15 protein-coding genes are annotated in these 15,180 nt (G+C 64.9%); 7 read left to right on the top strand and 8 right to left on the bottom strand.

What is annotated here, in order from left to right; translation table 11 throughout:
* Position 1: 1 nt before the first annotated feature.
* The 7 genes from nudK to PMI20_RS03020 all read left to right on the top strand — a co-directional run bounded on the left by nudK (position 2) and on the right by PMI20_RS03020 (position 6,024).
* Positions 2–613 (top strand): GDP-mannose pyrophosphatase NudK, encoded by a 612-nt coding sequence (gene nudK, locus PMI20_RS03050; RefSeq protein ID WP_007924545.1) that lies wholly within the window; start codon positions 2–4, stop codon positions 611–613.
* Complete coding sequence (locus PMI20_RS03045) at positions 606–1,511, top strand: ABC transporter substrate-binding protein (RefSeq protein ID WP_007924547.1); 906 nt, start codon at positions 606–608, stop codon at positions 1,509–1,511. Before nudK ends, PMI20_RS03045 begins: the two co-directional genes overlap by 8 nt.
* Positions 1,504–2,706: an MFS transporter gene (locus PMI20_RS03040; RefSeq protein ID WP_007924550.1), complete on the top strand. Its 1,203-nt coding sequence runs from the start codon at positions 1,504–1,506 to the stop codon at positions 2,704–2,706. The genes PMI20_RS03045 and PMI20_RS03040 overlap by 8 nt, the downstream gene beginning before the upstream one ends.
* Complete coding sequence (locus PMI20_RS03035; RefSeq protein ID WP_007924552.1) at positions 2,703–3,359, top strand: HAD family hydrolase; 657 nt, start codon at positions 2,703–2,705, stop codon at positions 3,357–3,359. The genes PMI20_RS03040 and PMI20_RS03035 overlap by 4 nt, the downstream gene beginning before the upstream one ends.
* Positions 3,360–3,417: 58 nt before the next feature.
* The gene (locus PMI20_RS03030; protein WP_007924554.1) at positions 3,418–4,320 is read left to right on the top strand and encodes a LysR family transcriptional regulator; all 903 of its coding nucleotides are present in this window, start codon (positions 3,418–3,420) and stop codon (positions 4,318–4,320) included.
* A gap of 130 nt (positions 4,321–4,450) precedes the next feature.
* Positions 4,451–5,074: a glutathione S-transferase family protein gene (locus PMI20_RS03025; protein WP_007924556.1), complete on the top strand. Its 624-nt coding sequence runs from the start codon at positions 4,451–4,453 to the stop codon at positions 5,072–5,074.
* A gap of 65 nt (positions 5,075–5,139) precedes the next feature.
* Positions 5,140–6,024 carry a pyridoxamine 5'-phosphate oxidase family protein gene (locus tag PMI20_RS03020; RefSeq protein WP_007924558.1) on the top strand — a complete coding sequence of 295 codons (885 nt, stop codon included), beginning with the start codon at positions 5,140–5,142 and terminating at the stop codon, positions 6,022–6,024.
* Between the two features lie 125 nt (positions 6,025–6,149).
* Here the strand turns inward: PMI20_RS03020 and PMI20_RS03015 are convergent, their stop codons facing one another.
* The 8 genes from PMI20_RS03015 to PMI20_RS02980 are packed head-to-tail and all read right to left on the bottom strand — an operon-like array spanning position 6,150 to position 15,152.
* Complete coding sequence (locus PMI20_RS03015; protein WP_007924565.1) at positions 6,150–7,280, bottom strand: glycosyltransferase family 4 protein; 1,131 nt, start codon at positions 7,278–7,280, stop codon at positions 6,150–6,152.
* Entirely contained in the window at positions 7,281–8,411 is a 1,131-nt protein-coding gene (locus PMI20_RS03010; RefSeq protein WP_007924567.1) for a glycosyltransferase family 4 protein, read from the bottom strand.
* Positions 8,395–9,768, bottom strand: a complete 1,374-nt coding sequence (locus PMI20_RS03005; RefSeq protein WP_007924568.1) for a glycosyltransferase family 4 protein — start codon at positions 9,766–9,768, stop codon at positions 8,395–8,397. Before PMI20_RS03005 ends, PMI20_RS03010 begins: the two co-directional genes overlap by 17 nt.
* Complete coding sequence (locus PMI20_RS03000) at positions 9,765–11,030, bottom strand: ABC transporter ATP-binding protein (RefSeq protein WP_007924581.1); 1,266 nt, start codon at positions 11,028–11,030, stop codon at positions 9,765–9,767. The genes PMI20_RS03005 and PMI20_RS03000 overlap by 4 nt, the downstream gene beginning before the upstream one ends.
* A complete protein-coding gene (locus PMI20_RS02995) occupies positions 11,030–11,827 on the bottom strand; it encodes an ABC transporter permease (RefSeq protein WP_007924587.1) in 798 nt (265 codons plus the stop codon). Before PMI20_RS02995 ends, PMI20_RS03000 begins: the two co-directional genes overlap by 1 nt.
* Positions 11,827–13,269 carry a mannose-1-phosphate guanylyltransferase/mannose-6-phosphate isomerase gene (locus tag PMI20_RS02990; RefSeq protein ID WP_007924590.1) on the bottom strand — a complete coding sequence of 481 codons (1,443 nt, stop codon included), beginning with the start codon at positions 13,267–13,269 and terminating at the stop codon, positions 11,827–11,829. Before PMI20_RS02990 ends, PMI20_RS02995 begins: the two co-directional genes overlap by 1 nt.
* 3 nt (positions 13,270–13,272) lie before the next feature.
* Positions 13,273–14,244, bottom strand: coding sequence for a GDP-mannose 4,6-dehydratase (gene gmd, locus PMI20_RS02985; protein WP_007924592.1), 972 nt, complete (start codon positions 14,242–14,244; stop codon positions 13,273–13,275).
* A complete protein-coding gene (locus PMI20_RS02980) occupies positions 14,241–15,152 on the bottom strand; it encodes a GDP-mannose 4,6-dehydratase (RefSeq protein ID WP_007924594.1) in 912 nt (303 codons plus the stop codon). Before PMI20_RS02980 ends, gmd begins: the two co-directional genes overlap by 4 nt.
* Between the last annotated feature and the right edge of the window lie 28 nt (positions 15,153–15,180).

Genomic DNA, 15,180 nt, shown 5'->3' with positions numbered 1-15,180 from the left:
GATGAACCAGGCCATCTCCACCAAGGACCGGGTGCGGATCCATCAGGTCGAAGTGCTTTCGGACAATTGGTACGTGCTGCGCAAGACCACCTACGACTTCCAGGGCCGCGACGGGGTCTGGCGCACCCTGGACCGGGAAACCTACGACCGCGGCAATGGCGCCACCATCCTGCTGTACAGCAGGGCCAAGCAGACGGTGGTACTGACCCGGCAGTTTCGCTTCCCGGCCTTCGTCAACGAACACGACGGCATGCTGATCGAAACCTGCGCCGGGCTGTTGGACAAGGACGATGCGCGGACCTGCATCCACAAGGAGACGGAGGAGGAAACCGGCTATCGCATCCGTGAGGTGCGCAAGGTGTTCGAAGCCTTCATGAGCCCGGGGTCGGTCACCGAGCGCCTGCACTTTTTCGTCGGCGAATATTTCGATGAAGACAAGCAAAGCGAGGGTGGCGGCCTGGAACACGAGGGCGAAGAGATCGAAGTGCTGGAGCTGCCGATCGACCGGGCCCTGGCGATGATCGACAGCGGCGAGATCTGCGACGGCAAGACCATCATGCTGCTGCAGTACGCCAAGCTGCATCGTCTGCTGGAGGTCGCCGCCGATGACTGAACTCAACGCCATCAGCTCGATGGAAAACGCCGAGCTGGCCGAATTCATCGCCGGCATCAGCCAGCACATCGGCATGCCGGTGCGCCTGACCCGTTGTTCCACCTCGGAGCTGATCGAGCGCCTGCACAGTGGCAGCGCCGGGGCCTGGGACCTGTTGCTGGGCACGGCGGCCACCGCCTTGCTCGACCCGGCCCTGGCCTGGCAACTGATGCCGCTGACGGACATCGAATTCGCCGGCCTGCCGGACGCCGCGGTGGCCACGGATCGCCGCTGGTTCGCGGCATCGGGTTTTGTCCCGGCCTTCTGTTATGACCCCAAGGTCCTGGCCCGCGAGGGCCTGTCGGTGCCGACCCGCTGGCAGGACCTGACAGGCCCCGAATGGGCCGGGCGCATCGCCTTGCCCGATCCCGCGCGCTCCGGTGCCGGATACCTGCACCTCAGCGCGTTGCTCGAACATTACGGCGAACCCGCCTGGGCGCTGCTGGCCCAGGTGGCCGGGCATGGCCCTGCGATCAGCGGCTCCTCCACGGCGCCGATCGAGGCCGTCGTGCAGGGGCAGGCCTGGCTGGGGGTGACGGTGTCGACCGCGGCCACCCGCGCTGCCGAACAGCACCCGCAACTGCGCTGGTGCGTGCCCGAAGATGCACGCTGTTATGAGGACGAGGTGTTCGCCTGCAGGGCCGGCTCACCCAACGCCGCCTATGCGCAGCAGGCGTTGCAATGGATGCTCACCCCGGCCGCGGCGCAGATCAGCCAGCGTTATGGCAAGGTCGTGCCGGGCCAGGCTCACCCGGTCGGCGTGCTGCAACCGCTGGCGGCCTTGCAGGCCAGTCGCGACAAGGCGGCGCGCTGTCGGCATTGGCAGGCGCTGTTTAGCCGGGAGACGGCTCATGGCTGAAGCCGCGCGAGATTCCAGTCAAGCGCTCAGCCGCCAGGAGCAGGTCCGCGAGGCACGCCCGTGGTTTCTTTACCTGCTGTTCGGGCTGTTCGGCGCCCAGCAAGGGTTGCTCGGGCCGATCATGCCGTTCCTGCGCGACACCCTGGCCCTCGACCTCGGTTGGGCCGGCCTGCATTTCGCCGCCTATGCCGCCGGCCTGGCGCTGGTCGGCTGGCCCTATCGCTGGCTGGAACGACGGCTGCGCTCGACGAGCATGAGCACCATTGCCTGCCTCTCGGTGGTTATTGCCAGCAGCCTGTTCGCCCTTGCCGGACACTGGTCGCTGAGCTTGCTCGCCGCCGGGGCGATGGGCCTGTCGGGCGGATTTGTACTGGCGGTGGGGCAGGCGGCCCTGGGCGAGCGTTATCGCGAACAGGCCGCGCCGAGGCTGGTAGAGGCGCACATCGTCGCCGGGTTGTGCGTGCTCGGCGGCGCCCTGCTGGTGGGTGGTATAACCGGCCTGGGCCTGTCCTGGCGCCTGGTGCCAAGCAGCATCGCCGCCGTCGCGCTGCTGGTGACCTTGCTCTCGCGGAGTGCCTGGAACGCCCCGGCAATACTCGCCGCCACCGATCAAGCCCGTGAGAGCGGGCAGACCCACATGACCCGGCGGGTGCAACTGAGCCTGTGGGCCTTGGTGCTGCTGGGTATTTCCGCGGAATGGGGCGTCGGTTTCTGGGGCGCGGAATACCTGGCCGTGCATGTCCAGGTCAGCGCCTCGGCCGCGGCCACGCTGATGAGCCTGTATTTTGCCGGTACGGTGTGCGGGCGCCTGGCTAGCCGTTATGCGTTGATCCGCATCAGCCCGTTGCCGCTGCTGGTCGGCGTGATGCTCGGGGCCATCGCCACCCTGGTGCTGCTGTACTTCAGCCAGACCCGGCTGCCGACGGCCTTGTTCATCTTTGTCCTGGGCGCCTGCCTGGGCAATTTCTTCCCGCTGATCCTCGGTTCGGCGATGCGCATCGCGCCCCAGGCCAGCTCGGCCATCAGCGCCCAGGCTTCGCAGGCGGTGGGTGTGGCGCTGCTGCTGGCGCCTTTCCTGCTGGGCTTGCTGTCCTCGCGGATCGGTGTCGAAGCGGCTTTCAGCCTGTTGATCGTCTATCCCTTTCTCATGCTGCCGATCGCCCGCGGTCTGCATTTTTCCGGAGCACGCCCTTGAAGCTTTCTGCCCTGTTGTTCGATCTCGACGGCACCCTCATCGACACCGATGACCTGCACCTCAACGCCTACAACCAGTTGCTGTCGCGCTGGGGAAAATCCATGAGCCTGGATTACTACAAGGCCCATGTGATGGGCTTTCCCGACGACATGATTTTCTCCGGCCTGTTTCCCCAGGCACCGGCGACGCAATACCCGGAGCTGGCGGCGCAGAAGGAGGCCATGTTCCGCGCCCAGCTGCGCGAGACCATTCCGGTTCCTGGCGTGCTGCGCACCCTGGATTATGCCCAGGCGGCCGGTATCCCCATGGCGGTGGTGACCAACGCGCCTAGGGAAAACGCCGAAGCCATGCTCCAGGGCCTGGGGATTGCCGAGCGTTTCGATGCACTGGTGATCGGCGGTGAGCTGGCGCGCGGCAAGCCCGACCCGCTGCCTTATCTGACGGCTTTGCGCTTGCTGGACGCGAGCGCCGATCAGGCGCTGGCCTTCGAGGACTCGCTGGCCGGCGTGCGTTCTGCGGCGGCGGCGGGCATCCACACCTTTGGCCTGCTCTCGGGCCTGGAGGAAACTCAGCTTCGCGAGGCGGGTGCGCGGAGTATCATCCGGGACTTCAACGATGAGGCCTTGTGGCAGCGACTCCAGGTCCCTGCCTGAGCCCGGGCGGTCCATGCGGGACGGTACCGGGGCAGGGCGCCGTACTGCGAGGACCGTCATGGACCGATTCCAGGAAATGCAGGTGTTCATCAGCGTCGCCCAGGAGCAGGGCTTCGCTGCCGCGGCCCGGCGCCTGGGGCTGTCCGCGCCCAGCGTGACCCGGGCGGTGGCGGCGCTGGAGCAGCGTATCGGCACCCAGCTGCTGACCCGCACCACGCGCAATGTGCTGCTGACGGAAGCCGGCCAGCGTTACCTGGAAGACAGCCGGCGCATACTCGCCGAGTTGCAGGACGCCGAGGCCTCGGCCGCCGGCATCCATGCCCTCCCGCGCGGACAACTGACGATCACCGCTCCGGTGCTGTTCGGCGAGCTGTTCGTGACCCCGCTGATGGTGGATTACCTGGAACGCTTTCCCGAGGTCAGCATCAATGCCCTGCTGGTCGACCGGGTGGTGAGCATGGTCGAGGAAGGCATGGACGTCGCGGTGCGCATCGGCGAGTTACCCGACAGCGGCCAGCACGCGATGCGTGTCGGCGAGGTGCGGCGGGTCATCTGTGCTTCCCCGGCGTTTCTGACGCGGCATGGCCGACCACGGCATCCCCAGGAACTGCGCCAAGCGCCGGTGATTGCGCCGTCGTCCATCGGCCAGTCCAGAAGCTGGCTGTTCGACGATAACGGAACGCCCTTGAATATTCGTCCGGAGCCGCGGCTGGTGGTCACCGCCAACCAGGCGGCGATCAGTGCCGCCTGCCTGGGGCTGGGCCTGACCCGGGTGCTGTCGTACCAGGTCGCGGGCAAGGTGGCGACGGGCGAGCTGGAGATTGTCCTGGCGGAGTTCGAACTGGCGCCGCTGCCGATCCATGTGGTGTATCAGGGCGGGCGCAAGGCCCCGGCGCGGGTGCGCAGTTTCGTCGATTTCGCGGTGCAGGCGCTGCGCGGACACCCGGCGTTGCAACCGTAGCGCGGATTATTGCGCTGGCTGAAATGATGGATTGTGTTTTCTGGTGATTCTATTGTTTTGACCCGAGAGGGAAGATGGCGTCCGTCAGTGCCGCTCTTGTGAGCCGCACCCCTGCCCAGCGGAGTCTGCCATGCACGCCATCAAGCTCTACAGCTTCCCCCGTTCCGGTCATGCCCATCGCGTCGAACTGATGTTGTCGCTGCTGGGGCTGCCTTACGAGCTGGTCTTTGTCGACCTGGCGAAAGGCGAGCACAAGCAGGCGGACTTCCTGGCGCTGAACCCCTTTGGCCAGGTGCCGGTGATCGACGACCAGGGCGTGATACTGGCCGACTCCAACGCGATCCTGGTGTACCTGGCGCGCAAATATGGCCAGGGTCGCTGGCTGCCTGAGGATCCGCTGGGCGCGGCACGAGTCCAGCGCTGGTTGTCGGCGGCGGCGGGGCCGATTGCGTTCGGCCCGGCGGTGGCGCGGCTGATCACCGTATTCGGCGCCCAGCGCAACGCCGAGGAGGCCATTACCCGCTCCCATGCGTTGCTCAAGGTGGTCGAGCAGGAACTGACAGCCAGCCCTTACCTGGCGGGCAGCGAACCGACCATCGCCGATATCGCCGGCTACAGCTACATCGCCCACGCCCCCGAGGGCAATGTGTCGCTGGCGGATTATCCACAGGTCCGCGCCTGGCTGGCGCGCATCGAAGCCTTGCCTGGCTTCGTCGGCATGCCGCGCACCGCGGTGGGTCTGCAAAGCGCCTGAACCTGGCGGCCCGGCACTCTCCGGGCCCGCTGACTGCTGCGTCATCGACGCAGGGGAACCCCATCATGAACATCGAATCCCCCTGGCATGCAGGCGAAACCCGCCTGCAAGCCCAGGCTGGCGTTGCCGAGCGCATGGACGTCGTCGGGCGCAAGGTGATCCGCAGCGAGATGCCCGACCAGCACCGGCTGTTTTATCAACAGCTGCCGTTCATGCTGCTCGGGGCTGTGGATAACCAGGGCAACCCCTGGGCCAGCGTGCTCGAAGGGGCTGTCGGTTTCGCCCAATCGCCAACCCCCGGGCGGCTAAGGCTCGACAGCCTGCCAGCCGCCGAAGACCCCGCCCAACTGGCGCCGGGCGCGGCCATCGGCCTGCTGGGCATCGAGCTGCACACCCGGCGGCGCAACCGCCTCAATGGGCGGATCGTCGAGCTGGACGACAGCGGTTTTGCCCTGGGGGTCGAGCAGTCCTTCGGCAATTGCCCGCGCTACATCCAGCTGCGACAGTTCGAGTCGGTGCCGCTGGCCGCGCACCGGCCGGTGCAGCGCCTGAACGCGCTGGATGAAGCGGCGAGGGCGATGATCCGGGGCGCCGATACGTTTTTTGTCGCCAGTTACGTGGAGCTCGAGGGACGGCTCTGGGTCGATGTGTCCCACCGCGGCGGCCCGGCCGGTTTCGTGCGGGTCGAGGGCAACCGCCTGAGCATTCCGGATTTCGCCGGCAACCTGCACTTCAACACCCTGGGCAACCTGCTGCTCAACCCCCGCGCCGGCCTGCTGTTCATCGACTTCAGCCGTGGCGACCTGCTGCAGCTCAGCGGGCGCACTGAAGTCGTGCTCGACGATCCGCAGATCGCCGCCTTCCCGGGCGCCGAGCGCCTGTGGCGCTTCGAGGTCGAGCAACTGGTGCGCCGGTCCGCAGCGCTGGCCTTGCGCTGGCGTCCGACGTAAAAAATCGTAGGAGCGAGGCTTGCCCGCGATAGGGCCGTGGCTGACCCGACACGGTGTTTGCATCGCGAGCAAGCTTCGCTCCTACAGGTGTTGCGGCGTTCAGGAAAATGTAGGAGCGAGCTGCGTCAGGCGTAGGACAGGGCTTTTTCCTCCAGCAACTCCTGGTACAGCTCGCTCCACCTTTGGCCCATCTGGTCGGCGGTGAACAGCTGCCGGTAACGGGCTTCGGCCTTGAGGCCCATCTGCGCGGCCTGTTCCGGGTTGTCCCAGAGCTGGCGCATGGCGGCGCGGAAGGCCTGGGGATCGCTGGGCGGCACCACCAGGCCGGTTTCGCCATGGATATTGATGTAGCTGGTGCCGGTGCCGATCTCGCTGGAGATCATCGGTTTGCCGTACATCGCGCCTTCGAGCAACGAGATGCCGAACGCCTCGGAGCGCAGGTGCGAGGGGAAGACGATGGCGTAGCTCAGTTGCAGCAGGGCCACCTTGTCTTCATCCCCCAGGCGGCCGAGGAAATGCAGGTTGCGCAGGCCCAGCGCCGCGGCCTGGGCATGCAGTTCGGCCTCCAGCGGGCCGGCGCCGACGATCACCACCGGGTAGTCCACGTCCTTGAGGGCATCGAGCAGGATGTGCAGGCCCTTGTAGTAACGCATCACCCCGACGAACAGGAAAAAACGCTCGCCCAGGCGCTGGCGCCACTGGGCCATGCGTTCGGCGTCGGGCTGTGGATAACCAGCCTTGTTCAGGCCGTAGGGGATGACCCGGGTCTTGTCCGGGAACTGTTGCAGCACATCGCTGGTGTGCAGGTAGTTCGGCGACGCGGCGACGATCCGGTCGACGCTGTGCAGGAAGCGGTTCATCAATGGCCGGTACAGCTTGAGCAGGTGGCGCTGGCGGATGATGTCGGAGTGGTAGGTGGCCACGCAGGGCTTGTTCATGTCACTCATGAAATGCACCAGGTCCATGAACGGCCAGGGGAAGTGATAGTTGACCACGTCGGCTTCGGCGGCCATTTCGCGAAACTGCTTGAACACGCTGTAGGAAAAGCCGGTGGAGGCGAACTGTATGTCGAGCTTGGCCCGGTGCACCTCATGCTGACCGAGCTTCAGTACCGCGGGTTGCGGGTCGGCGCTCAGGGTCAGGACCTGGCCTTCGATACCCTGTTGGGCGCCGCTTTCGCATAGCTGGAAGATGACCTGTTCGATACCGCCGACCGAGTCAGGCAAATAGGTTTTGAAGAAATGTAGGACACGCATTCAGCCTCCTATAGCCTGACGGTAGGTACGCGCGGTGATCTGTGCGCAGTGCCTCCAGGAAAACAACCCGGCTTGTTGCAAACCCGCTTCGCGGCATGCCTGCCAATGGAGCTCATCGTCAATCAAGCGAAGCATAGTGCTGCTCAAGCCGTGCACATCGCCAGGCTCGACATAATTGCCCGCTACCCCCGCGACTTCCGGCATCGCCGAACGCCGCGTCACGACCACCGGTGTGCCACTGGCCATGGCTTCCAGGACCGGAAGACCGAAGCCTTCGTACAGCGATGGAAAGATCAGCGCCCTGGCTCCGGCTACCAGCTGTGCCACCTGTTCGTCCGGCAGGTAGCCCAGCAGCCGTACATGGCCGCTGGCCAAGGCCTTTTGCAGGGTGTCGCTGAACTGCCCTTGCTCCCAACCCGCCATGCCGACGATCAGCAACGGATAACGCTGGCGCAGCGCTGGCGGCAGCAGTTCGTGGGCCTGCAGGGCCTGGGACAGGTTTTTGCGTGGCTCCAGCGTGCCGACGCACAGGAAGTAGCCTTGAGGATGCAGGCCACGGGCCGCGAGACTGTGTTCCAGCTCGGTATGCTCACGAGGATGGAAGCGCGGGGCGACGCCCAGGGGCGCCACGACAAAACGATCGCGCGGCAGGCCGAAGTAATCCTGGGCTTCATCGGCGATGAACTGCGAGTCTGTCAGGATCAGCCGCGCCTGTTCCACACCCGCGCCAAGGCGCCGCTCGATTTCCTTCAAGCGTGCCGGCGGCTGAGTCGAGGGGTAATGCAGGTGGGTCAGGTCATGCAGGGTCATCACGGTCGGGCCTTCGAACTCCAGCGGCCACAGGCTGGGTTCGTGGTAAAGGTCGATCGCCTCATGCTGTCCCTGGTCGAAACGTCGCTGTTCCAGCCAGCGCCGGGCTTGATAGGCCCCGGGAATCTGTCGCAGCCAAGGCGCCAGTCGGGAGTAACCCGGCATGGCGGCCGCCGGCAATTCGGGGCTCCAGCCCCAGCCATGGAACAGCGACAGCTCCAGTCCCTGCTCGGTGACCAGGGCCGAGGCCAGTTCCGCTACGTAATGGCCGATACCGGTGCGCGGCGACTGGAGAATGCGCGCGTTAAGGGCTATCCGCATCGTGCGTCTCCATGACCGTGGGGGCGTGGTTCCTGTGGAACACAATGCGTTCGACCAGTTGGGTACTGGCTTCTCGCCAACCCAGCCAACGCCAGTCATCGACATGGCGGGCGGCGGGAAACACGCCGCTGGTTTCCTGCTGGATGACCAGGTCGGCCAGGCTCTGCGGATCGTTCAGGTCGAAATAGGCCATGAACTCGCCGCCGATTTCGCGAAATACCGGGATGTCGCTGCCCATGGCAGGCAAGCCGCGCTGCATGGCTTCCACCAGGGGCAGGCCGAACCCTTCGACATAGGAGGGGAACACCAGCGCCGTCGCCTTGGAATAGGCGTACTCCAGGCTGTTGTCGTCCAGTGAATTGAACATGAACAGGCGCCGGTTCAACTCCGGGTGCCGGCGAATCCGTTCGATCAGCGCCTCGCACTTCCAGCCGATGCGCCCAGCGATACACAGGCGGGCCTGGGAGCCACTGGCCCAGACACGCTCGAAGGCGTCGAGCAGGAAACCATGGTTTTTACGTGGTTCGATGGTGCTGACCATCAGGAACACCGCTGCCTGGCCCTTGAACAGCTGGGCCAGATCCGGGTTGATCCGAGCGTTTTCGCTGCACTGATCCAGTTCCGAGCCCAGGTGGAAATAGTCGAACCAGCGCTGTGCCACCTGCTGCCGCCCGACCCGGCGGAGCATCTCTTCGCGAACCTGGTCGCGTATGGTCGCGGAAATGGCGATGTAGCCGTCGGCGGTGCGGGCTATCCAGTCGAACCAGTGGTTGAACACCCGGACCAGCCCGGCGTCGCAGAACTGCGGGTGGGTCAGGGGGATCAGGTCATAGATGACCGAGACGATACCCACACCATCGCGTTTGAGCTGTTCGGCCAGGGGAAAGAAATCGCCGTGCCAGGATGAATCCAGCAACACCAGTTGATCGCCCGGTTGATGTTGCAGCGGCGTACACCGCTGGGGGATTTCCCGGGTGTCGAGGAGCCGGTTGCACAGCCGCAACGGAATGCTGAAGCAGACCAGAGCGGTCAGGCGGCACGCCACATAGAGCAAGCGGCGCGCAAGGTAGGAATCGAAAGGTTTGCGTCGCTCCAGGGTGCGGTGACGCAGCCAGAAGACGTTGGCCATCTGTTCCAGGCGCACCCGCAGCCCCATCAGGTTCCAGCGCTCGGGTTTCAATGGCTTGAGGCTCAATACCCGGTAGAGCTTACCTTTGAGCATGACCACCGGAATGCATTCCACCGAGGCATCGGCCGCGGGCAGTTCACGGATGACGTTGCGCACCACGCGCTGGATACCCGAGTTGGTCTCAGGGTGTTCGAACACGTAGGTGCATTCAATCAACAGTCGGGTCATGGCGCCGCTCGCTGAGGCATTGACTGAGTGGACTTCGACGGTGAGCGAACAATGCTGGTCCGCGCCTGCAACCAGGAGCAGCCGACAAAGTCTTCCTGGCGGTTATTGATGACGTGGAAGACCAGGCCGTAGTCGCGCCATTCGAAGTTGCGATCCAGGTGCGAATCCAGCCGCGACAGGCTCAGGGCCACCGAGTAGTTGCCCTTGCCCAGGCCCATGGTGAAGGCGAAGCGGAAGGTGACCTTTTCGCCGGCGCTCAAGTCGGTCAGGGCCTGGTCCAGGCGATGGGTGTTGATGCCATACATGGGCTGGCCGAGACGGTCCTTGATCATGAAGCCCAGCACCAGCCGTTCGATGTCCTGGCGCACCTCGACCTGTACTTCCAGCACCACCGGCTGGCCGACTTCGGCCATCTCGATCGAACGCTCGCGTTCGTCGCGCAGGTGCACGCTGAGGATCGCGGCTTCGCCGGTGCCGGAAATGGTCCGTACCTGGCCGTTGGCGAGCATTTCCTGGCGCACCGTCTGGCCTTCGCGTTCGGCGAGCATGGCGTTGTAGTAGTCCATCACCTCTTCCGGCTTGCCGTGCATGGCCACACGGCCCTGTTCGAGCAGGATCGCGGTGTCGCAGATCGACTGGATCGCCGAGCGGTCGTGGGACACGATCAGCAGGGTGGTGCCGGCGCGGCGGAAGCTGCGGATGCGCTCGAAACTCTTGTGCTGGAAGTAGGCGTCGCCCACCGACAGCGCCTCGTCGACGATCAGGATGTCCGGGCGCCGGGCCGTGGCCACGCTGAACGCCAGGCGCATCTGCATGCCGCTCGAATAGGTGCGTACCGGATGATCGATGGCCTCGCCGATCTCGGCGAAGGCTTCGATTTCCGCCATCAGGGCCTGGATTTCCTCGACCTGCATGCCCAGCAGCTGGCCGGCCATGACCGCGTTCTGGCGCCCGGTGAAGTCCGGGTGGAAACCCATGCCCAGCTCCAGCAACGCCGCTACCCGACCCCGCAGGTGGATCTCGCCGCAGGTCGGCTGGGTGGTGCCGGTGATCATTTTCAGCAAGGTGCTTTTGCCGGCGCCGTTGACCCCGACTATGCCCACGGCCTGGCCCGGCTCGATCTCGAAGTCGACGCCCTGCAGCACCCAGTGCAGGTGATGGCGCGGCCTGGAAAACGGAATCATCCATTCGAACAGCCGGCTCCAGCGGTTCGGGTACTGCTTATAGGCCTTGCCCAGGCCGGTGACGCGTATATGTCCCATCAGAGCTCATCCACCATTTCACCGACGCGCTGGCGGAAAAGCCGCAGCCCCATGCCACAGAACAGCAGGCTGATCACCAGCATCGGGGTCAGCGAACTCCATTGCGGCCACTGGTCGTACAGGAACAGGTTCTGGTAGCTGTGCATCAGCGCGGTCAGCGGGTTGAGCGCCAGCAGGCGCTGGATCGACTCGGGCAGGATGCTGATGGGGTAGACGATGGGGGTCAGCCAGAACCAGAACTGCAGGAAGATGCCGAAGAACTGCGCTACATCGCGGAAGAATACGTTCAGCACCCCGAGGATCATCCCCAGGCCGGTGCAGAACAGCACTTGCAACAGCAGCAGCGGGATCAGCGCCAGCAGCGCCAGGCCCGGCAGGCGCCCGGTGATCAGCAGGAAGCCGAGGAACAGGCCGAGGATGATCGCGAAGTTGATGCCGGCGTTGAGCAGCACGATCACCGGCAGGCAGATGCGCGGGAAGCTGATCTTCTTCAGCAGGTTGGCGTTTTCCAGGAACATGCTCTGGCTACGCAGGGTCAGCTCGGAAAACAGGCCCCAGGTCAGCAGCCCGGCACAGAGGTAGACGCTGTAGGCCAGGCCGTCCTCGACCCCCGGCAGGCGAGCGCGCATCACCTGGGAAAAGATCACCGTGTAGACGACGATCATCGACAGCGGGTTGAGCACGGTCCACAAGGCGCCGAACAGCGAGTTGCGATAACGCGCCTGGAACTCGCGCTGCACGCTGCCGAGGATGAAGCCCCGATAGCTGCGCAGCGAGCGGTACAGATTGAGCAGCATCAGGCTGTCCTGCCGTATTGGTCTTCGAAACGGACGATGTCGTCCTCGCCCAGGTATTCGCCGCTCTGCACTTCGATGATGACCAGGTCGATCACCCCCGGGTTCGCCAAGCGGTGCTTGTGTCCGGCGGCGATGAAGGTGGATTCGTTGCTGTTGACCAGATGCGAGCCGTCGCCGTTGTTGGTGACCATGGCTGTGCCCTTGACCACCACCCAGTGTTCGTTGCGATGGTGGTGCATCTGCAGCGACAGCGCCGCGCCCGGCTTGACCACGATGCGCTTGATCTTGAAGCCCGGGCCTTCCTCCAGCACGGTGTAGCTGCCCCAGGGGCGACTGACCGTGCGGTGCAGGCGATAGGCTTCGTGGTTGCGATCCTTGAGCTGCCTGGCCACCTGGCGCACGTCCTGGGCGCGGTCGGCGTGGGCCACCAGGATGGCGTCGGCGGTCTCGACCACGATCAGGTTGTCGACGCCCACCGTGGCGATCATCCGGCCTTCGCTCTGCACGAAGTTGCCGTGGCTGTCGATGAACAGGGCTTCGCCGGTGGCGCGGTTGTCCTGGGCATCGGCGTCGACCAGGGCGCTGATCGCGCCCCAGGAGCCGATGTCGCTCCAGTCGAACCGGGCGGGCACGACCGCGACCTGGTCCGAGACTTCCATCAGCGCATAGTCGATGGAGATGTCCGGCATCCTGGCGAAATGCTCCGTGGACAATTCATGCTGGATGATGTTGCCGGTCTCCACCGGCGTGCTCGCGGCCAGGCAGGCGCGGCCCTGTTCCAGCAGCTCGGGGGCGTGCTGTTGCAGCTTCTCCAGCAGCGTGGCGACGGTGAAACAGAACAGGCCCGAATTCCACAGGAACCGGCCGCTTTCCAGGTAGCCCAGGGCAGTCTTCAGGTCGGGTTTTTCCACGAAACGCAGCACCCTGGCGGCACCGTTATCGTCGAGGGCGTCGCCTGACTCGATATAACCGAAGCCGGTTTCCGGGGCGTTCGGCGTGACGCCGAAGGTGACCAGGTGCCCGGTTTCAGCCAGTTGCGCGGCGTGGGCGACCGCGCTTTTGAAGGCTTCTTCGTTGCGGATCAGGTGGTCGGCCGGCATTACCATCATGGTCACCTGGTCGCCGTGCCGAGCCTGCAGGGCCAGGGCCGCGGCGGCGATGGCCGGAGCGGTGTTGCGGCCCGAGGGTTCGAGGATGAAATGCCCGTGATGCCGATCCAGCCTGGCGGCCAGGAAGTGATCCTTGCTTTGAAAGAAGTGGTCGCGGTTGGTCACCGTGACGATATCGCCGCTACCGGCCAGCAACCCGGCGGCGCGGCGGTAGGTCTTGCCCAGCAGGCTCTGGCCGTCGGGCAGGAGCATGAAGGGCTTGGGATGGCCTTCGCGCGAAACCGGCCACAACCGGGTCCCGGCACCGCCGGAAAGAATCACTGGAATCAGCATGCCTTACTCCTTGGCGACGCGTTTCATGTCCGCATCCATCATCATGCGGATCAGGGTTTCCAGATGGGTCTTGGGTTTCCAGCCGAGCACCCGTTGGGCCTTGGCCGGGTTGCCCAACAGCACGTCGACTTCCGCGGGGCGGAAGAACGCCGGGTCGATTTTCACGTAGTCACGGTAGTTCAGGCCGACGTGTTCGAAGGCGATCTGGCACATCTCGCGCACGGTGGTGGTGACGCCGGTGGCCACCACGTAATCATCGGCCTTGCCCTGTTGCAGCATCAGCCACATGGCTTCGACATAGTCGCCGGCGAATCCCCAGTCGCGCTTGGCGTCGATGTTGCCCAGGCGCAGCTCCTGCTGCTTGCCCTGCTTGATCCGGGCGGCGGCATCGGTGACCTTGCGGGTCACGAACTCGATGCCACGCAGGGGCGATTCGTGGTTGAACAGGATGCCGCTGCTGGCATGCAGGCCGAAGCTCTCGCGGTAGTTCACGGTGATCCAGTGCCCGTAGAGCTTGGCCACGCCGTAGGGGCTGCGCGGGTAGAACGGGGTATTTTCGTCCTGCTGCTCGGCCTGGATCAGGCCGAACATTTCGCTGGTGGAGGCCTGGTAAAAGCGGGTGTGCGGGCTGAACTGGCGGATCGCCTCGAGCAGGTGTGTCACGCCCAGCCCGTCGACGATACCGGTGGTCACCGGCTGGTCCCAGGAGGCGGCGACAAAGCTTTGCGCCGCCAGGTTGTAGAGTTCGTCGGGCGCCGCCTTGATCACCGCCCGTTGCACGGAGCAGGCGTCGGCCATGTCGCCATCCAGGTAGCGGATCTCGCCCTCGATGCCCATCTCACGCAAGCGCCAGCGCGAGTCGCTGCTGCGTCGCGCCACCAGTCCGTGAACCTGATAGCCCTTGTCCAGCAGCAACTTGGCCAGATAGGCGCCGTCCTGCCCCGTAATCCCTGTGATCAGTGCACTTTTTGTCATTCTTGTAGTACCCGTGACTCCCAGTCGGACAGGATCGCCCGCAGGGATTGTTTTATTGTGGTTTCGGGCGTCCATCCGGTGACTGCCTGCAGCCTGGCGTGACTGCCGCAGACACGACGCTGTTCTGCCCGTCGCAGACGGGCGGGGTCCTGGACCAGTTCCATTTCGACCTGAGCGATGTCCGCCAACTGCTGGATCAGGCCGCGGATGCTGTGCTCCTGGCCGGAACAGATGTTGTAGACCTGGCCCGGCACGCCACTGCGCAACAGGGCGAGGTAAGCGTTCACCACGTCAGCGACATCGAGGAAGTCGCGAGTGACGTCGATATCGCCGACTTCCAGCCTCGGAGCCTGCAGGCCGAGCTTGATCCGGGCGATCTGGCGCGCGGCGCTGGCGACGGCGAAGCTGCCCAACTGCCCGGTACCGATGTGGTTGAACGGCCTGGCCACCATCACGGGCCAGCCTTCGCTCATGCCCCACTGCTGGCACAAGAGTTCGGCCGAGACCTTGCTCACTGCATAAGGATTGCGCGGGCAGGGTGGCTGGTGTTCGTCGATGGGCAGGTCGTTTTCCCTGACCTGGCCGTAGACGTCACCGGAGCTGACGTACAGGAAGGTGCCGCTGAAGCCGCGGGCTTTCAGCGCTTGTAACAGGTTGAGGGTGCCCAGCAGGTTGATCTGCAAGGTCCGGGCAGGATCGCGGAAGGCTTCGGGGACAAAGGTCTGGCCAGCCAGGTGAATCACCGCATCCGGTAACTCGGGCCACAGGTCTTGCAGGCTTTGCGGTTGGGTCAGGTCGAAGGGCGGCGCGGGCAACAGTTCCCAGCCGGAATCGGCAGCGCCCAGGCGGGATCGCAGATGGCGTCCCACAAATCCATTCAGGCCCGTTACAAACAGACGCTTTTTCAAGCAGCAGCCTCTTTAGACGGAGGCTTCG

Source organism: Pseudomonas sp. GM17 (genome assembly GCF_000282175.2).
Classification (GTDB): Bacteria; Pseudomonadota; Gammaproteobacteria; order Pseudomonadales; family Pseudomonadaceae; genus Aquipseudomonas; species Aquipseudomonas chlororaphis.
Note: the sequence above shows the minus strand (reverse complement) of the source record. Positions and strands in the feature narration are given on the sequence as shown.